This is a genomic window from Streptomyces sp. NPDC059499 (assembly GCF_042749285.1).
Lineage (GTDB): Bacteria > Actinomycetota > Actinomycetes > Streptomycetales > Streptomycetaceae > Streptomyces.
This window is the reverse complement of the sequence record NZ_JBHYTT010000001.1, coordinates 481,669-497,002: the sequence shown is the minus strand read 5'-3', so window position 1 is coordinate 497,002 and position 15,334 is coordinate 481,669. Positions and strand designations below refer to the sequence as shown.

Sequence of the window (15,334 nt, the reverse complement as noted above, 5' to 3'; positions counted from 1 at the left end):
CGCACCACACGAGGGAGTTGAGAACATGAGTCTGCGGGCGCGCATCACCAGTCCCGAACCGACGAACGGGCTGAGCGAGGAGAGCCAGCTGGTCGGGATCTACCGCGCCAAGCTTCTGGAGGAGATCGACCTCGCCGAGATGTCCGCCCTCGCGGCGGCCGAGCGCAGGGCGCGCCTGGAGCGCGTCCTGGGCCACATCATCAGCCGTGAGGGACCCGTCCTCTCCTCCACGGAGCGCTCGCAGCTCATCCGCCGGGTCGTCGACGAAGCCCTCGGCCTCGGCATCCTGGAGCCCTTGCTCGAGGACGCGTCCATCAGCGAGATCATGGTCAACGGTCCTGAGCAGGTGTACGTGGAACGAGGCGGCCGACTCGAACTCCTCCCCATGCGCTTCTCGTCCAACGACCAGCTGATGCAGACCATCGAGCGCATCGTCTCCACGGTCAACCGCCGTGTGGACGAGGCGAACCCCATGGTGGACGCCCGGCTGCCCTCCGGCGAGCGTGTCAACGTGATCATCCCGCCGCTCTCCCTCAAGGGCCCGATCCTCACCATCCGCCGATTCCCCCGGGCGTTCACGCTCCAGGAGATGATCGGCCTCGGCTCGCTCGACGAGCACATGCTCGTCCTGCTCGCCGGACTCGTCCGCGCGAAGTTCAACGTGATCGTCTCCGGAGCCACCGGTACCGGAAAGACCACCCTGCTCAACGCACTCTCCGGCCTGATCCCGAACGGCGAGCGCATCGTCACCATCGAGGACTCCGCCGAGCTCCAGCTCCAGCAGACCCACGTGATCACGCTGGAGAGCCGCCCCTCGAACGTGGAGGGCAAGGGCCAGATCACCATCCGCGACCTCGTCCGCAACTCGTTGCGTATGCGCCCCGACCGCATCATCGTCGGTGAGGTCCGTGGCGGAGAGACCCTCGACATGCTCCAGGCCATGTCCACCGGTCACGACGGCTCGCTCGCCACCGTCCACGCGAACAACGCCGAGGACGCGCTGATGCGTCTGCAGACGCTGAGCTCCATGTCCGAGGTCGAGATCCCGTTCGTGGCGATCCACGACCAGATCAACAGTGCCGTCGATGTAATCGTGCAGCTGACCCGTCACGCCGACGGCTCCCGCCGCATCACGGAGATCGCCGTCGTCGACTCCCACGGCCGCGAGGACTACCGCATCGTCTCGGTCTGCCGCTTCGCAGCCCAGCCGATCGGCGCCGACGGACGCGTCGTCGGAAAGTTCGAGTACTACCCGCTGCCGCGCCGGGTCGCCGAGCGCTTCTACATGACCAGCGAGGCCATCCCGGCCGCGTTCGGTGTCGCCCAGTCGGAAGAGCAGCTGGTCATGCGCAAATCCGCCGCCTGACCCTTGCTCCTGCTGTCCCCGTCCCTGTCCGCCGCTCACTGAGAAGGTCCCCGCCCGACATGGATAATCTTCCGCTCCTGACGATCGGAGTCACTCTGCTCGCCGGTCTGTTCGCCGTCCTCGGCGTGCATGGCTACTCGGCGGGCAAGGCGCAGCGGCAGGTCCTGTTCGACCGCATGTCCCAGACCGGGCAGGTCACGATCGGCGGGCGCGTCCGGCGCTTCCGCGGGATCGACAGGCGTCTCCGGACGACGAGCCTCGGTAAGCGCATCGAGCGCAAGATCTCGGCGACGGGCCTGGATCTGACGCCGGGCGAGTACGCCGTCTACGTGGTGGCCGCGCTGCTGGGCCTCTACTTCGTCGTCGGGTCGATCTTCGCGCCGTTCTTCGGACTCCTCGCCGCCCTCATCGGGCTGTGGGGCGGCAACGCCTTCCTCAACTACCAGCGGGCCAAGCGCACCGAGGCGTTCATCAACCAGCTGCCCGAGCTCACCCGGGTCCTGGCCAACGCGACCCAGGCCGGGCTCGCCCTGCGTACCGCGATCGGGATGGCGGTCGAGGAGCTCGACGACCCGGCGCGGGAGGAGCTTCGGCGGGTGGCCGACCGGCTGGCCGTGGGCCACACCCTCGACGACGCGCTCAACGAACTCGTCGAACGGCTGCCTTCCCGTGAGCTGACCGTCCTGGTCTCCACCTTGATCCTTTCCAACCGGGCCGGCGGCACGATCGTCTCGTCGCTGCGCAACCTCACGGAGACGCTGGAGGAGCGCAAGGAGACCAGGCGAGAAGTGACCACGCTCCTTTCACAGGTGAAGGTGACAGCCGTCGCCGTCCCCGTCCTCGGGATGGGCTTCCTGCTGATCATCAACGGCATGCGGGCCGGGGCGCTCGACGACATGACGGCTGCGACACCCGGCCGGATCGCGGTGCTGATCGCCGCAGGCCTCTACGGCCTGGGCTTCTTCCTCATCAACCGGCTCACCCGAGTCCGTATCTGAATCTGACGGCCCTGAAGAACTAGGAGGAGGACACACACCATGGATCTGCTGATCGCGGCCGTCTTCGGACTCGCCGTTTACGGAGCCTTCCAAGGCATCCGCATGTACCGGGCGGACGCCAAGCTGCCCGGCGACCTGGCCATTGCACTGGAGGTCGGCGCCAGCCGCGCGACAGTCACCGGTTCCGCCGTTGACCGCATGGGCATGCGGTACGCACCCCGGGTTCTGCGCATGATGGGGCCGAAGAGGGTCGACAAGGTCCGCCGCAAGCTGGACATGGCGGGAAACCCCGGCGGCATGACAGTCGACCGCTACGCGGCACGGCGAGCGGTCTACGGTGGCTTGGGGGGCATCGCCGGCCTGGCCATGCTGATGAACGGTCAGGTGGTACTTGCCGTTCTCATGGTTGTCTACGGCTTCTTCTGGACCGACGTGATCATCCGGGCCGCAGTGAGCAGGCGCAAGGACGATATTGATCGCACCCTTCCCGACTTTCTCGATGTGCTCGCGGTTGTCGTATCCGCAGGCCTCGGCTTCCGGCAGGCGCTGGAGCGGGTCTCCGAGAAGTACTCGGGGCCATGGGCCGACGAACTCCGCATCACACTGCGCCAGATGGACATGGGTGTGAGCCGGCGTGAGGCCTTCGACCAGCTGCGCAAGCGCAACGAGTCGGAGCAGGTCTCGATGTTCGTATCCGCTCTCCAGCAGGGCGAGGAGCTCGGCGCACCCATCGTGGACACGCTGATCCAGATCGCCAACGACATGCGCCGCACGGATGCCCAGAACGCCCGGCGCAAGGCATCCAAGGCAGTACCGAAGGCCACGCTGATCGTCACCAGCTTCATGCTGCCCGGAACGATGATCCTCATCGCTGTCGGCTTCTACTACGCGGCCGACGTCAGCGTCGGAGATGTCTTCGGTACCTGACCACACAGAACGCAGACAGCACGCCCGGCACCTGATGAGGAGGTGAAAGGCTCATGGGCCCACGACAGACCGCACCGGCACTCACGGGCGGACCCGACGCGACCACTGCGGAGAGCACACCCGGCCACGTACCGGCACTGCCCATTCAGGTGAACGCACTGCAGGCGCTGTGCCGTCAGCTGTTCGGATTCAGGCTCGCCATGACCGCCCTGGCCACGCCCTTCGCACTGGATGGTGTCGAGGACGGGCTCGGCAGTCTGCTGGTGGGAGCTGCCGTACTCGTCACCGTGATGGTGTCGTACGCGCTGATGCGGGACTGGGAACGCTTCGGCCCCATCCTGCTCCGCCACCCGTCCCTGCTCGCGGCGGACATGGTGTTCGGCGCCCTGCTGCTCTTCGCCGCCACCCCGGGCTCCACCCTCACATACGTCACGGTCTGCACCCCTCTCCTTGCCGGCCTGGTCTACGGGTGGCGTGGCGGTGCGATCTTCGCAGCGCTTCAGTCGCTGCTGCTGGCTGCTGCGTACGGAGTGAGCGAGAAGGTCGAAGCCGACGCCTCGGCGCTCCTGGCAGTAGGACTCTGCATCATGGCCGGCGCCGTCGGCAGCACCCTGCGGGGTCTGCTGCTCCGGTTCGGCGCGGCCTCCCAGGCGCTGACGGACACCCGGGCCCGTCTCGCGGTCAACGGCGCGGTGGAGGAGGAGCGGGCCCGTCTCGCCCGTGAGATGCACGACTCCGTTGCCAAGACCCTCCACGGTCTCGCTCTCGCGGCGGAAGGACTGGCCAGCACGGCGGACCGCATGGACCCGCTCACGGTCAAGCACCAGGCGGAGCTCGTCGCGCGATCCGCCCGACGAGCCGCAGCCGAGTCCCGTGAGTTGCTCTCCGACCTCCGTAGGGAGTCCGGCCTGGACGGTGGAGTGGACGTCCTCGACGAACTGGAGGCGCGCACACGGGACTTCGCACGCCGCCACGGCGTCAAGGCAGCCTTCCACCGACTGAGTGAGGGGCCCGTTCCGCTCATTCCGCATGCGGTGGCGAGGCACGCACTCACGATTGCGACCGAGGCCATGGAGAACGCCCAGCGCCACGCGCGCCCCAGCTATGTGGACGTCTCCGCCGGCCTGGTCCGCGATGTGGTGCGCATCAGCGTGTACGACGACGGCGAGGGCCTGCCCTCGGGAACCTCGCTGGCCGACCTGAGGAAGGCCGGACACTTCGGCCTGGTCGGCATGGTCGAGCGGGCCGCGTCCATCGGCGCTCGCATCCGCATCGGCCGAGGCCGCGCTGCACGGGGGACCGAGGTGCGCCTGGACCTCTCGCTCGCCGCGATGGATCTGGCACCCCCCGCACTCCCCAGTACCCCGGAGTACCGACCTCCGCTCGGGCAGGTGCCCGGCCAACACCCATGAACCCGCAACTGACGTTCACAGAAACACAGTTACATCACAGTCCCCACCCTTGAGAGAGGAGGCCGCACCATGCCGGACGAGATCTCCCGCAGCTCCGGAGAGCAGTGGACACAGCACCCGCATGTCTCGCAGCACACGTCCTCGCACCCCAGCCCGCTCAGTTCCACCCCAACCTCCGGTGTCCCCACACCCGCGGCATCCGGAGACTTCCCGGGTTTTCCCCTGCCGGACGCCATGCCCGCGCCGCTGCCCCTGAGGGTCGTCGTCGCCGACGACAATCCGGTCGTACGTGCAGGGCTGACGGTTCTCCTGCAGGGCCGTGAGGACATCGACGTGGTCGCCGAGGCGGGAGACGGACGCCAGGCCTACGAGATGGCGGTGCAGCACCGCCCGGACGTCGTTCTGCTGGACGTACGGATGCCGGGCGTCGACGGCATCTCGGCCCTGCCCCACCTGGTACGCCTGGCCCCGGTCCTGATGATGACGTACAGCCGCGAGAGCTCGATCGTCCACGAAGCTCTGCGACTGGGGGCAGGCGGCTACCTCGTGCACGGTGAGTTCACGGCTGACCAGCTGGTCGCCGCCGTCCGCGACACCAAGGAAGGGCGGGCCCACTTCACGTACTCCGCATCCAGCGCACTGCTGGAATCGGTACGGGAAGGAGGCGCACAGGGGCAGGGCGGCCGGCCACTCCCCGAAGGTCTGGGCACCGCATTCGACGGACCCGGCTACCGACCCGCCGCTCCACCCGGACAAGTATCTGCATCCGCACACGGTGTGTCGGGCTCGCCGGCATCCAGCGTGGGTCAGAATCCGCAGGTGGGCGTAGGTCAGGGCGAGTTGGGCGCGTCTCAGATCTCGCAAGGGGCTTCGCTTGCGCAACCATCTGTGGCACATTCTTCTACAGGGGTTCCCGCAGTGGTGCCTCAGGGGATGATCGCCGAGCTGAGTGAACGGGAGGTGGAAGTGATGGATCTGATTGCCTCAGGCATGACCAATCAGCAGATCGCGGCCACCTGCTTCATCAGCCAGAAGACCGTCAAGAACCACATCAACCGCATCTTCGCGAAGTTGAATGCCGGCAGCCGGGGCGAGGCCATCGCCTTCTGGCACCGCATGTCGTCCGGGGGGTCGACGAGGCATGTCTGAGCAGATGATGGGCCCGAAGGCCCAACCCGAGGAGTGGGCCCGGAGTTGGGCCCTGAGGCCCATGCGAGTGGGTGTTGCCCCGACGTACGTTTCTCATGTCGAAAGCGAGACCGGCCAGGAGGAAGCCGGAAGCGCGGACGGCACGACAACTTACGCAGCAGCGTCGGCCGATCTCCGGTCGGCCGAACTGGGAGGGGAACACCATGTCGAACATCACTCTGAAGGCCGCCACCACCACGCAGGTCTACGTCAACACCTGGGCGAACACGGCCGTCAAGGCGATGAAGCGCCGCAGCGACAAGGGTCAGGGCGCCATCGAGTACGTGGGCATCACGATCCTCGTCGTGGCGATCGTCGTGGCCCTGCTGCAGACCAAGATGGGCGAGACGATCTCCGGCAAGTTCAAGGAGAAGATCGACTCGGTTCTCAACGGGTGACCCGTCGGATGGAGTCCGAGGCAGGGCAGGCCGCACCGCTGTACATCACAGCGGTGGTCGGCCTGCTCTTCCTTGCGTTGATCTTCTTTGCGTTCGGTGAAGCGGATGTCAGGCGCAACGGCGCACAGACTGCGGCGGATGCCTCTGCGTTGGCGGCAGCCCAGGAATCCCGCAGTCTGGAAGAGGTGGACCTGCGGGCCCACATCCTGGACAGGGCCTACCTCACCCTTGTGTTCAACACCCCCTTTCCCGGCACTCACAACGGTTGTGGACAGGCGTCCAGGTTCGCTGGACAGAACGACGCCACCAGCGTCGAGTGCCGCATGCTCTTTGACGGCCGCTGGGGATTCCGGGTCGGTGTTGAGTCGAACAAGGGGATGAGCGCGAACCTGGTTCCGGGTACCGAGGGGAAGCGCGCGCAGGTCACGTCAACGGCCGTCGTCGAACCCCGCTGCAAATTCGTCCCGAACCCGGACCTGTCCTCGCCGTCCCCAGGCACGCTCTTCTGTGACACCAGGGTGTGGGTGATCGACCCCAAGGACCTGGCGCTCATGCCTGACATGGCCGTGCTCTTCACCGTTCGACTGGCCGAGGACTGACCTCGAAATGACCGCAAAGGATCTGGATCAATGAGTATTCGGTACGTGAGGGATGTGCGCCGAGCCGGCGCCGCAGCCCTGTTGGCTGCAACCCTGACTCTGACCATGGCTGCCTGCGGAGGCGACGACGGAAAGAATGCGAAGGGCGAAAAGTCCTCGACTTCCTCTGCGCCGACCAAGGAGAAGGAAACAGGCAGCGCCGGTGGGGAAACACTGCCGGACACCAGCAAGGTCCTTGTAACTGTGAAGGGCGACAAGGGCATTGACCTGATCGTGCATGTCGCCAAGCGGGACAGCGGTGGTTTCCTCACCCTGACCGGCGAGTTCAAGAACACGACGGGAGGCCGGGTCGTCACACCGGTTCAGTGGAGCGGAACGGAAGAGGCCGTCGCGCGTACAGGGCCCTCCCTGGCTGCGATGACTCTTGTGGATTCTCAGGAGAAGAAGCGCTACTACGTGCTGCGCGACACGGACAACCGACCGCTCACGACGACCAGTTACGACTCCGGAATCGACGCAGGCAAGAGCCTCCCCTTCTTCGCCCAGTTCCCCGCACCTGCCCAGACGACCACCACGGTGGACCTTCAGTTCCCAGGATTCACTACCGCGTCGATTGAGATCTCCTAATGAGTGCCGCGATCACCACTACCCAGCGGGCTCGATCCCGCGTGGCGATGACCGTGCTCGTCGGGGTAGTCGCGTTCGGAGTTGCGGGGGTGCCGCAGGCATCCGCCGACGACAGCCCGTACCCCTCCGCCTCGGCAGAGGCACCGGTCAAGGTCGATCCGAACGACACGGATCTGAAGCTGCCGGATGGTGCCACGCTTGCCGCACCCAAGGTTCTCGACATCAAATCCGTCGTCGAAGACCTGGGTGGCGACGAGCGTCGCGAGGACACCAACACCGACATCAAGTTCGCGCTCCAGGCCGAGGTCCTCTTCGGCAAGGACAGTGCCAAGCTGAGTTCCGCGGCCAACGGGCGCATCAACGCGATCGCTGCCGAGATCAAGAAGCAGGACGCTAAGAAGGTCCGTGTCTTCGGCTTCACCGACAACCTGGGTTCCTCCGCGCACGGAGACGTCCTCTCCAAGCAGCGTGCGGAAGCCGTGCACAACGTCCTGGAGACGTCGCTGTCCGGATCCGGTATCACCTTCGAGATCCGTGGCTACGGCGAGCAGTACCCGATTGCCGACAACAGCACGGAAGAGGGCCGTAAGAAGAACCGCCGGGTGGAGGTCTCCTTCCTCCGCGCCGAGGGTTCGCAGAGCTGACCTGTTGGGCACAGCGAGAACTTCACGGCGGCGGCACCTGTGCCGCCGCCGTGACCCGTTCGGCACCGAAGGGTCGTTGTCGTACCCGGCTGGCAGAGTTCCCAGCCATGGACACCTCGCAGTTCTGGACCGTCATCGAGGCCGCTCGTTCTGCCTCCGCGGCAGACAAACCCTTCGCCGAAGCCCTGGTCGATGAGCTGGCCACCCGTACCAAGGACGACATCCTCCGCTACCAGGAACGCTTCGACGAGGCCCGTGAAGCCGTGTACCGCTGGGACGTGTGGGCAGCCGCCTACCTCATCGGCGGTGGCTGCTCGGACGACAGCTTCATGGACTTCCGCGCCGGACTCATCGGGATGGGCCGCGAATGGTACGAGAGGGCAGCGGCTTTCCCGGACGTCCTTGCGGGGCACCCGGCCGTGATGGCTGCTGCGGAGGCGTACAGGGACGAGGCCGTATTCGACGAGGCCGTCAACTATGCGGCCAGTTACGCGTTCGAGCGTGTCGCGGGCGATGGAGAGGACTTCTACGAGGCGTGGAACGAGTACAGCGCCTCACGTGCCAGTTCCGACGAAGCCTCCGTAGACATGGGCGAGGACTTCGATTTCGATGACCCCAATGAGATGCGGCGCCGACTCCCGCAGCTCGCCGCCCTCTGCTTGGGCAGCACCCCGTAGTCGGTGGTTGCGACCTCCAGAGCCTCGACCGCGGCCACTCAAGCCGTTCGGCCGTCAGGAGTTCGGCGGGGCGCAGGCCGCGAACGGAGTGGAGCAACAGTGCGTCGTGGACGACGTCTCGTGTCGGGCCGAAGACCGGACAGCTCCGTCCGCTCAGCAGTACGGGCCGGCCGGTGCGGCTCCTCCTCGGCACGACATCGGTGCGATGCCGTTGCGGGGCAGCTACGCCTATGCTGCTGGTCATGAGCGAGTCAACTCCCCTCCCTGCCCGGCCTGCGGCCCTCGCTGAGGCGGAGTCTCTGCGCTCGGTTCTCGAGCGCAACCGCCGGACCTTCGCCTGGAAGACGTCGGGACTCGACGAGAAGGCCCTGCGCGCCACCACGGCTGCCAGCGCGATGACGCTCGGTGGCCTCGTCAAGCACGTGGCCCTGGTCGAGGCGGACTGGCTGGCCGTCAAGCTTGCCGGCCGTGAGTACGGAGCCCCTTGGGACGCGGTGGACTTCGACGCCGACCCGGACTGGGAGTGGCGGACCGGGGCGCTGGACCCGCCCGGTGACCTCTACGCCGTGTGGCACGCGGCAGTCGAGCGGTCGCGTGAACTCGTAGCCGAGGTCATCAAGGAGCGAGGGCTCGACGGACCTGCGTCCTTCACTTGGCCTGACGGACGCACACCCACCGTCCGCGACATGCTCCTGGACATGATCGAGGAGTACGCGCGGCACACCGGCCACGCGGACATCCTTCGCGAGGCGGTAGACGGTCGCGTAGGCGAAGGAGCTCCCAAGGATTTCACCTTCTGAGGTGTCATCTCATGTGCCCCAGGACTCGGCTCAGAGGACCCCGCGAGCCGCGATGAGTTCTGCGGTGTTCGGCGGTCATACTGTCGAACCCGTTCCCCAGGAGGACTTCTGATGCGCAGAGTGACCTATTCGATGGGCGTCTCACTCGACGGCTACATCGTCGGGCCGGACGGCGGCTTCGACTTTACGGAGCCCGACGACGAAGTCTTCCGCTTCTGGATCGACGAGATTCGGGAGGTCGGCGTCCACATTCTGGGGCGAAAGCTGTACGAGACGATGCTGTACTGGGAGACCGCTGAACAGGATGCGTCACTCAGCGATGCGGATCGCGAGTGGATCGCGCTCTGGAATCCGCTCCCCAAGGTGGTCTTCTCCACGACGCTGTCGACGGTGCAGGGCAATGCCCGCCTGATCTCCGGCGGACTGGCGGAGGAGATCGAGCGGTTGCGAGCCGAGCCGGGGGAGGGCGACATCGCGATCGGCGGCGCGACCCTCGCCGCCGAGGTCGCCGCGTCGGGTCTGATCGACGAGTACCGGGCCGTGGTCCACCCCGTGCTGGTCGGCGGTGGCATTCCCTTCTTCCCCCGGAGCGAGCGCCGGGTGGATCTCGAACTCGTGGAGACCCGCACTCTCGGCGCGGGGGTCGTCTACCTCCGCCACCGCGTGGTGCGTTAGGGCTTGTCCTGGCGATCGTCGACGCCAGTACGCTCTCCGGAAGACCAGGGCCTGGCACTACAGGTCGGAGATCTGCGGGGAAGGTCAGTCATGCGGGTCGAGTACGACGCAATCGCGGACATGGCGTACATCTACCTTGTCGACAGCATCGCCCCAGGAGAGGCTGTCCGGCAGGTACCTGCCGAGGACGACACGGCGATACTCGACTACGACTCGCACGGACGACTTCTGGGCATCGAGCTGTTCAGTGCCGGACGCCGGTTGCATCCGAAGCTGTTGGCCGGCGCAGAGAGGATCGACCGTGAGCCGCGTCCGCCAAGCACGTGATTCGTTTGAGATTCCCGTGACTGCAGAGGCCCGCGGGAGCTGGATGGCACTGCCAAGCTTCTGACCAAGGAGATCGGTTGGCGATACGGGGCGACGAGTTCATGACGCCGCAACTGCGCCGATCGGGGCGCCGCCTTGCCCTCTGCTGTGTCTCCGTGGTGTCCGTTGCTCTTTCCGCAGGGTGCACCAGCGACTCCAGCGGGCCAACAGGGCCGAGCGCGTCGGAAAGCAGTCCGGGGGAACAGCGGACGCAGCCCTCCGAAGCATCCGCCCGCGCTGAGGTGAGACTCGGTAGGCAGCTCGAGGAGACCCTCGGTACGGAGGAGATCAGCGACAGCGACCCCCTGTTTGTCGAGGCGGGCCTTGAACGTGTCAGCGACGGATTCCACACCGAACCGGAGCTGGTACGAGGGCGCTCCTACGAGTTGGCAGTCGCCTGCGCCGGGCAGGGCGTGATGTCGTTGTCCGTAGCCCTGGACAACCCTGTCCGCCGGACCGTGAATTGCGACGGCGTCCCCGTTCGCCTGCCCGTCACAGGCGCGGCGGCCGAAGTCGGGATCGAAACCGAGGGGATGCCGGGGGCCACAGGAATGGTTGCCTGGCGCCTGGACAAGGCCGACAGGTAGGTCGCGGCTTACCGGAAGCACCCAGCAGGCACTGCTGATGGCCGGTCGTGGTGGCGGGCAGCCACCTGACGTTGCCCCCCCCGCGTCCTTCCCGCCCTGCGGGGTGCGACGGGTGCGACCGTGCCTCGGTGTTCGTGCGTGTCAGGCGATGCGGATGATGCTCTTGCCGAGGGTGGTGCCGTCGGCGAGCTGTTGGACTGCGGTGGCCAGGTCCGCCAGGTCGTACTCGGCGGTGATGTCCACGCGCACCTGGCCTCCGGCGACAAGGTCGAGTGCGCGGCGGGCACTGTCGGAGAGTCGCTCGGGGTGCGTCCGGCTGAGCAGGTTGCTGTTGTAGGTCACGAGCGACTTGCCCTGCATCAGGAGGTCGTTGGCGTCGGCCAGGACCGGGTCGAAGGTGCTGAGGTTGCCGTAGGCGGCCAGGCGGCCGTGCGCTGCGAGATGCGCCAGGTTGGTGCGGCGGGTCGGGCCGCCGACGGGGTCGAGAATCACGTCGAATCGTTCGTTGCCGAGCCGGGCCGGGAACTCCTCACGCATCAGGAGTTGGTGGTAGCCGAACTGCGCGGCGTAGTCGGCCCTTGCCGCGCTGCTGACGACGCCGACGATCCGGGCTGCCCCGGCCATCGCGGCGAACTGTGCGGCGAGGGTGCCGACCCCGCCGGCGGCGGCGTGGATCAGTACGCTCTCGCCGGGCCGCACGCGGGCGGCCGTGTGGATCAGGTCGTAGGCGGTCGGAGTGCCCCAGCCGACACCTGCGGCCGACCGGAGCGGGACCCCGCCGGTGTCCAGCGTGAGGACGGCCGGTGCCACGACCACCTCGGCGTAGGCGCCTCCCGTGACCAGCGTGGTGACGGCTCGGCCCACGCGGCTTGCGTCGACGCCCTCGCCGACGGCGGTGATGTGTCCGGACGCCTCGAAGCCGGGGACGAAGGGACGGGGTACGGGGAAGTGGCCGGCCCGGACCATGGTGTCCCCCCACTGGACCCCGGCGTAGGCGACGCGGATGGCGACTTCGCCGGGGCCGGGGGCGGGCTCGTCGAGGTCGGTGACCCGGTACTGGTCATCGGTGTCGAGGACGACTGCCTTCACAGTTACAGCTCCTTGCGTCGACTCAGTATCCTTATAGTCGAACCGTATGTATATAAGGTTCCTTAGTCAACCCATGAATCTGTTATTGGAGTGGGGAGCGCATGGTGGACACCCCGGTCGAGGAGTACCTCTGCACCCGGATCCGGCGGGCGGAGCAGGCCCTGATGGCGCACCATGAGGCGGTCCTGCGTACCCACGGACTGGCGATGACGCAGTACACCGTGCTGCTGGCGCTCTCCCGTGAGGGCGGCATGTCCGGCGCGCAGCTGGCCCGTTCCTGCGGGGTGACGCAGCAGAGCATGGGCAGCGTGCTGGCCAATATGGAGACCAAGGGCCTCATCGGCCGGGAGGCGTCGCCGGTGCACGCCAAGGTGCAGATCGCCACCCTGACCGACGACGGTCAGGTGCTGCTGGACCGCGCCTATCAGGAGGTGGTCATCCTTGAGCGCGCACTCACCGACTCGTTCTCGCCCGCCGATCATGCGGCGCTGTGCGAACTCCTGGAACGCGCGACCGCTGTCCTGGCCCAGCAGACGCCTCGGGCGGGCGTCCGGCCCGTCGACTGAGCTCCCGCGCGGCGTCCTGGGCGAAGGCGCGGACCGCCCGTAGGGGCAGGCGTCCGGGACCCGCGGCTCAGTGCTTCACCGGCTCATGGCCGGCTCGCAGGCCGTTGATCATGATGTCCAGCACGTGCTCGGCCGTGTCCACCTGTACCTGCTCACGCATCCAGGCGGCGGCGTTCATCAGTGCGTGCACGTCCGCCGCCGTGACGTCATCGCGGACCGCGCCCACCTCGCGGGCGGAGCGCAGCAGGGCCTCCGTGATCGCGGCCATCCGCTCGCACGCTTCGTGCAGCTCCGAGGCCTCGTCGTCGAGGCTCGCCATCAGGAGTGCGGCAAGCCCCCGGTACGCCGCCGCGTGGACCGCGACGGCCCTCATCCACCCCGCGAGCGCCTCCGGCGCCGAGCCCCGCCGAGGCAGCTGATCACCGAACTCGAACAGCGTCTTGTGTCGTTCGCGCAGCAGGGCCGCGCACAGGGCGCGCCTGTTCGGGAAGTGCCCGTACAGGGTTCCGATCGCGACGCCGGCCTGACGGGCGATCCTCTCCAGCGAGGCGCCGGTGCCCTGCTCGCTGAACACCTCGTCCGCCGCCGTCAGGATCCGGTCGTGGTTCCGCTGTGCGTCGGCGCGTGGCCGGCGCGTTCGGGCGTCGCTCATCCATCTGCCCCTTGCCAAGTTGAGGGTGCCTCGACTTATCATTCCGAGGACCCCTCACCTTAGAGGAAGGGCTTCACATGATCCTGCTCACCGGAGCCACCGGATCCATCGGCAGGCACCTGGTCCCGCAACTACAGGAACTCCAGGTCCCGTTCAAAGCCCTCGTCCGGGACGCCGACAAGGGCCGCACGCTCGGCTGCCCGTACGTCGTCGGCGACTTCGACGACCCGGAGTCGATCGACGCGGCGCTCACTGCCGTCGACCAGGTCCTGCTCAACGGTGCGGGCGCGGTCCCCACCGCGGAGGGGGCGGAGCAGCCCATGGTCGCCCAGCAGAAGGCAGTCATCGACAGGGCCGCGCGTGCCGGCGTCGGGAAGATCGTCAAGATCTCGGTCTGGCACGCTCACCAGGGCGGCAGACTCGCGGAGGGCGCGCACTGGGACATCGAGCAGCACCTGAAGGCATCAGGTGTCGAGTGGACACTCCTCCAGCCCAGCGGCTTCATGCAGAACTTCATCACCGGAGCGGGCACCTTCAGTGACAACGGGAGCCTCATCGCCCCGGCGGCCGACGCGCCCGTCTCGTACATCGACTGCTACGACATCGCCGCCTGCGCGGCCGCCCTGCTGGCCGAATCAGCGGGCTCGGGCCGGAGTTTCGTGCTGACCGGCCCCGAAGCGCTCACGATGGCCGAGATCGCAGAGCAGCTCTCCAGCGCCCTCGCCAAGCCTGTCCACGTGGTCGGCCTCAGCGGCGACGACATGGTGGGCAGGCTCCAGGAGCAGGGCGTGCCGGCACGGTTCGCCCGCGACGTCGCCCACCTCTGGGCCGATGTGGGCACCGGATCCCTGGCCGCGACGACGCCCGAGGTCAAGAACCTCACCGGCCGCGAACCGCGCACCTTCGCCGAGTTCCTGACGGTGAACCGGGCCGCCTTCGGCTGAGTGCGGGCTCGGGAGTGCCGGACACGTCGGGGACCGGCGGTTCCGGATTGGGCCGGGAGGTGGGTCCCTGGGCCTACGCGCAGGGCCTCGGCGGCTGAATACTCTCGCCGGTGAGCCGGTTGGCCGGCGCCGAAGCGAAGTGTTCACGCTGCGATGGGGTGAGGCGTTCCATGGGTGCCGGGTTCTTCCACTCGTACCACCTGGGCTGGACCCGGGTCGATGCCGGGACGCTGCTCGGCGATCTCGAAGCAGCGGGGCTCCGGCCGGCCCATCCGGTCACCGGGCGCATCGTGCTCGACAGCCGGGACCCCTCATCGCCGGTGCCCGGCGGGACCCGGTCGCCGGTCTCCAGGGAGCAGCTGCTCTCCATCGCCGGACTGGAGCGACTGGACGGGATCGGTGTGCGGCTGTGGGCGAGTCATGACCTGGACGTCCTGATGCGCATCCGTCGGGCGGGACCGGGGGTGGCCGTCGCCGAGTTCGACCTCGGAGGGCTGCCTCCGGAGGAGCTGGAGAAGACCGTACGGGCGATCAGGCTGACGGTCGGGCGGGCGTCCGTGCTCTGCATCGGCTTCGTCGTCGACCGCGAGGGTGCGACCGCGGGGACGGACTGGGACGGTGTGGTCGTCGAGGGTACGGCCGGTCTCGACGGGTGGCCCGACGTCCTTGCCGTACGGGAGGGCATCGCGTACCGGCACCCGCAGCTGGCGGACCTTGAGTCGGTGGAGCAGTCGCCGTGGCGGGTGTTCGGGAACGCCGTCCTCAGCGTCTGACGTCTCGTCGGCTGCGCCGCCGGAAAAACCTCTTCCGGGCCGTCCG

The 15,334-nt window shown here is 67.5% G+C and carries 19 protein-coding genes; 17 read left to right on the top strand and 2 right to left on the bottom strand.

The features are described 5' to 3' along the window. The first annotated feature begins 25 nt into the window (after window positions 1-25). From ACFW9O_RS02310 to ACFW9O_RS02245, 14 genes are all read left to right on the top strand, one after another. Window positions 26-1,366, top strand: coding sequence for a CpaF family protein (locus ACFW9O_RS02310; protein ID WP_384604078.1), 1,341 nt, complete (start codon window positions 26-28; stop codon window positions 1,364-1,366). A 59-nt stretch (window positions 1,367-1,425) separates the two neighbouring features. Next, window positions 1,426-2,364 (top strand): type II secretion system F family protein, encoded by a 939-nt coding sequence (locus ACFW9O_RS02305; RefSeq protein WP_384604076.1) that lies wholly within the window; start codon window positions 1,426-1,428, stop codon window positions 2,362-2,364. 39 nt (window positions 2,365-2,403) lie between these two features. Then, the gene (locus ACFW9O_RS02300) at window positions 2,404-3,291 is read left to right on the top strand and encodes a DUF5936 domain-containing protein (RefSeq protein WP_384604073.1); all 888 of its coding nucleotides are present in this window, start codon (window positions 2,404-2,406) and stop codon (window positions 3,289-3,291) included. A 53-nt stretch (window positions 3,292-3,344) separates the two neighbouring features. Continuing rightward, window positions 3,345-4,703, top strand: a complete 1,359-nt coding sequence (locus tag ACFW9O_RS02295) for a sensor histidine kinase (RefSeq protein WP_384604070.1) — start codon at window positions 3,345-3,347, stop codon at window positions 4,701-4,703. A gap of 69 nt (window positions 4,704-4,772) precedes the next feature. Next, window positions 4,773-5,852, top strand: coding sequence for a response regulator (locus tag ACFW9O_RS02290; protein WP_384604067.1), 1,080 nt, complete (start codon window positions 4,773-4,775; stop codon window positions 5,850-5,852). 203 nt (window positions 5,853-6,055) lie between these two features. After that, the gene (locus ACFW9O_RS02285) at window positions 6,056-6,289 is read left to right on the top strand and encodes a hypothetical protein (protein ID WP_351167447.1); all 234 of its coding nucleotides are present in this window, start codon (window positions 6,056-6,058) and stop codon (window positions 6,287-6,289) included. A gap of 8 nt (window positions 6,290-6,297) precedes the next feature. Next, a complete protein-coding gene (locus ACFW9O_RS02280) occupies window positions 6,298-6,888 on the top strand; it encodes a pilus assembly protein TadG-related protein (RefSeq protein ID WP_384604064.1) in 591 nt (196 codons plus the stop codon). Window positions 6,889-6,918: 30 nt separating this feature from the next. After that, window positions 6,919-7,515: a hypothetical protein gene (locus ACFW9O_RS02275; protein ID WP_384604062.1), complete on the top strand. Its 597-nt coding sequence runs from the start codon at window positions 6,919-6,921 to the stop codon at window positions 7,513-7,515. After that, window positions 7,515-8,159 carry an OmpA family protein gene (locus ACFW9O_RS02270; RefSeq protein WP_384604059.1) on the top strand — a complete coding sequence of 215 codons (645 nt, stop codon included), beginning with the start codon at window positions 7,515-7,517 and terminating at the stop codon, window positions 8,157-8,159. Before ACFW9O_RS02275 ends, ACFW9O_RS02270 begins: the two co-directional genes overlap by 1 nt. Window positions 8,160-8,266: 107 nt before the next feature. Then, the gene (locus ACFW9O_RS02265; protein ID WP_384604056.1) at window positions 8,267-8,836 is read left to right on the top strand and encodes a DUF4240 domain-containing protein; all 570 of its coding nucleotides are present in this window, start codon (window positions 8,267-8,269) and stop codon (window positions 8,834-8,836) included. A 242-nt stretch (window positions 8,837-9,078) separates the two neighbouring features. Continuing rightward, window positions 9,079-9,636, top strand: coding sequence for a DinB family protein (locus tag ACFW9O_RS02260; protein ID WP_384604054.1), 558 nt, complete (start codon window positions 9,079-9,081; stop codon window positions 9,634-9,636). A gap of 111 nt (window positions 9,637-9,747) precedes the next feature. Beyond that, window positions 9,748-10,311 (top strand): dihydrofolate reductase family protein, encoded by a 564-nt coding sequence (locus ACFW9O_RS02255; RefSeq protein WP_384604051.1) that lies wholly within the window; start codon window positions 9,748-9,750, stop codon window positions 10,309-10,311. A gap of 90 nt (window positions 10,312-10,401) precedes the next feature. Continuing rightward, a complete protein-coding gene (locus ACFW9O_RS02250) occupies window positions 10,402-10,638 on the top strand; it encodes a DUF2283 domain-containing protein (RefSeq protein ID WP_384604050.1) in 237 nt (78 codons plus the stop codon). Between the two features lie 281 nt (window positions 10,639-10,919). Beyond that, window positions 10,920-11,264, top strand: coding sequence for a hypothetical protein (locus ACFW9O_RS02245; RefSeq protein WP_384604047.1), 345 nt, complete (start codon window positions 10,920-10,922; stop codon window positions 11,262-11,264). A gap of 141 nt (window positions 11,265-11,405) precedes the next feature. Here ACFW9O_RS02245 and ACFW9O_RS02240 read toward each other — a convergent pair whose 3' ends face one another. Next, a complete protein-coding gene (locus ACFW9O_RS02240) occupies window positions 11,406-12,353 on the bottom strand; it encodes a zinc-binding alcohol dehydrogenase family protein (RefSeq protein WP_384604046.1) in 948 nt (315 codons plus the stop codon). Window positions 12,354-12,454: 101 nt separating this feature from the next. Here ACFW9O_RS02240 and ACFW9O_RS02235 point away from each other — a divergent pair, with 101 nt between their 5' ends. Next, window positions 12,455-12,919, top strand: coding sequence for a MarR family winged helix-turn-helix transcriptional regulator (locus tag ACFW9O_RS02235; protein WP_384604043.1), 465 nt, complete (start codon window positions 12,455-12,457; stop codon window positions 12,917-12,919). A gap of 67 nt (window positions 12,920-12,986) precedes the next feature. Here ACFW9O_RS02235 and ACFW9O_RS02230 read toward each other — a convergent pair whose 3' ends face one another. Then, the gene (locus tag ACFW9O_RS02230) at window positions 12,987-13,571 is read right to left on the bottom strand and encodes a TetR/AcrR family transcriptional regulator (protein ID WP_384604041.1); all 585 of its coding nucleotides are present in this window, start codon (window positions 13,569-13,571) and stop codon (window positions 12,987-12,989) included. A 77-nt stretch (window positions 13,572-13,648) separates the two neighbouring features. Here ACFW9O_RS02230 and ACFW9O_RS02225 point away from each other — a divergent pair, with 77 nt between their 5' ends. Together ACFW9O_RS02225 and ACFW9O_RS02220 are read left to right on the top strand one after the other, a co-directional pair. Beyond that, window positions 13,649-14,515, top strand: a complete 867-nt coding sequence (locus tag ACFW9O_RS02225; protein WP_384604039.1) for an NAD(P)H-binding protein — start codon at window positions 13,649-13,651, stop codon at window positions 14,513-14,515. Window positions 14,516-14,685: 170 nt separating this feature from the next. Further along, a complete protein-coding gene (locus tag ACFW9O_RS02220) occupies window positions 14,686-15,288 on the top strand; it encodes a hypothetical protein (RefSeq protein ID WP_384605227.1) in 603 nt (200 codons plus the stop codon). Window positions 15,289-15,334: the final 46 nt, after the last annotated feature.

Excerpts from the sequence above, each read along its gene's own strand:
- ACFW9O_RS02310 (WP_384604078.1), top strand. The coding sequence starts at position 26 with ATGAGTCTGCGGGCGCGCATCACCAGTCCCGAACCGACGAACGGGCTG.
- ACFW9O_RS02305 (WP_384604076.1), top strand. The coding sequence starts at position 1,426 with ATGGATAATCTTCCGCTCCTGACGATCGGAGTCACTCTGCTCGCCGGT.
- ACFW9O_RS02300 (WP_384604073.1), top strand. The coding sequence starts at position 2,404 with ATGGATCTGCTGATCGCGGCCGTCTTCGGACTCGCCGTTTACGGAGCC.
- ACFW9O_RS02295 (WP_384604070.1), top strand. The coding sequence starts at position 3,345 with ATGGGCCCACGACAGACCGCACCGGCACTCACGGGCGGACCCGACGCG.
- ACFW9O_RS02290 (WP_384604067.1), top strand. The coding sequence starts at position 4,773 with ATGCCGGACGAGATCTCCCGCAGCTCCGGAGAGCAGTGGACACAGCAC.
- ACFW9O_RS02285 (WP_351167447.1), top strand. The coding sequence starts at position 6,056 with ATGTCGAACATCACTCTGAAGGCCGCCACCACCACGCAGGTCTACGTC.
- ACFW9O_RS02280 (WP_384604064.1), top strand. The coding sequence starts at position 6,298 with ATGGAGTCCGAGGCAGGGCAGGCCGCACCGCTGTACATCACAGCGGTG.
- ACFW9O_RS02275 (WP_384604062.1), top strand. The coding sequence starts at position 6,919 with ATGAGTATTCGGTACGTGAGGGATGTGCGCCGAGCCGGCGCCGCAGCC.
- ACFW9O_RS02270 (WP_384604059.1), top strand. The coding sequence starts at position 7,515 with ATGAGTGCCGCGATCACCACTACCCAGCGGGCTCGATCCCGCGTGGCG.
- ACFW9O_RS02265 (WP_384604056.1), top strand. The coding sequence starts at position 8,267 with ATGGACACCTCGCAGTTCTGGACCGTCATCGAGGCCGCTCGTTCTGCC.
- ACFW9O_RS02260 (WP_384604054.1), top strand. The coding sequence starts at position 9,079 with ATGAGCGAGTCAACTCCCCTCCCTGCCCGGCCTGCGGCCCTCGCTGAG.
- ACFW9O_RS02255 (WP_384604051.1), top strand. The coding sequence starts at position 9,748 with ATGCGCAGAGTGACCTATTCGATGGGCGTCTCACTCGACGGCTACATC.
- ACFW9O_RS02250 (WP_384604050.1), top strand. The coding sequence starts at position 10,402 with ATGCGGGTCGAGTACGACGCAATCGCGGACATGGCGTACATCTACCTT.
- ACFW9O_RS02235 (WP_384604043.1), top strand. The coding sequence starts at position 12,455 with ATGGTGGACACCCCGGTCGAGGAGTACCTCTGCACCCGGATCCGGCGG.
- ACFW9O_RS02230 (WP_384604041.1), bottom strand. The coding sequence starts at position 13,571 with ATGAGCGACGCCCGAACGCGCCGGCCACGCGCCGACGCACAGCGGAAC.
- ACFW9O_RS02225 (WP_384604039.1), top strand. The coding sequence starts at position 13,649 with ATGATCCTGCTCACCGGAGCCACCGGATCCATCGGCAGGCACCTGGTC.
- ACFW9O_RS02220 (WP_384605227.1), top strand. The coding sequence starts at position 14,686 with ATGGGTGCCGGGTTCTTCCACTCGTACCACCTGGGCTGGACCCGGGTC.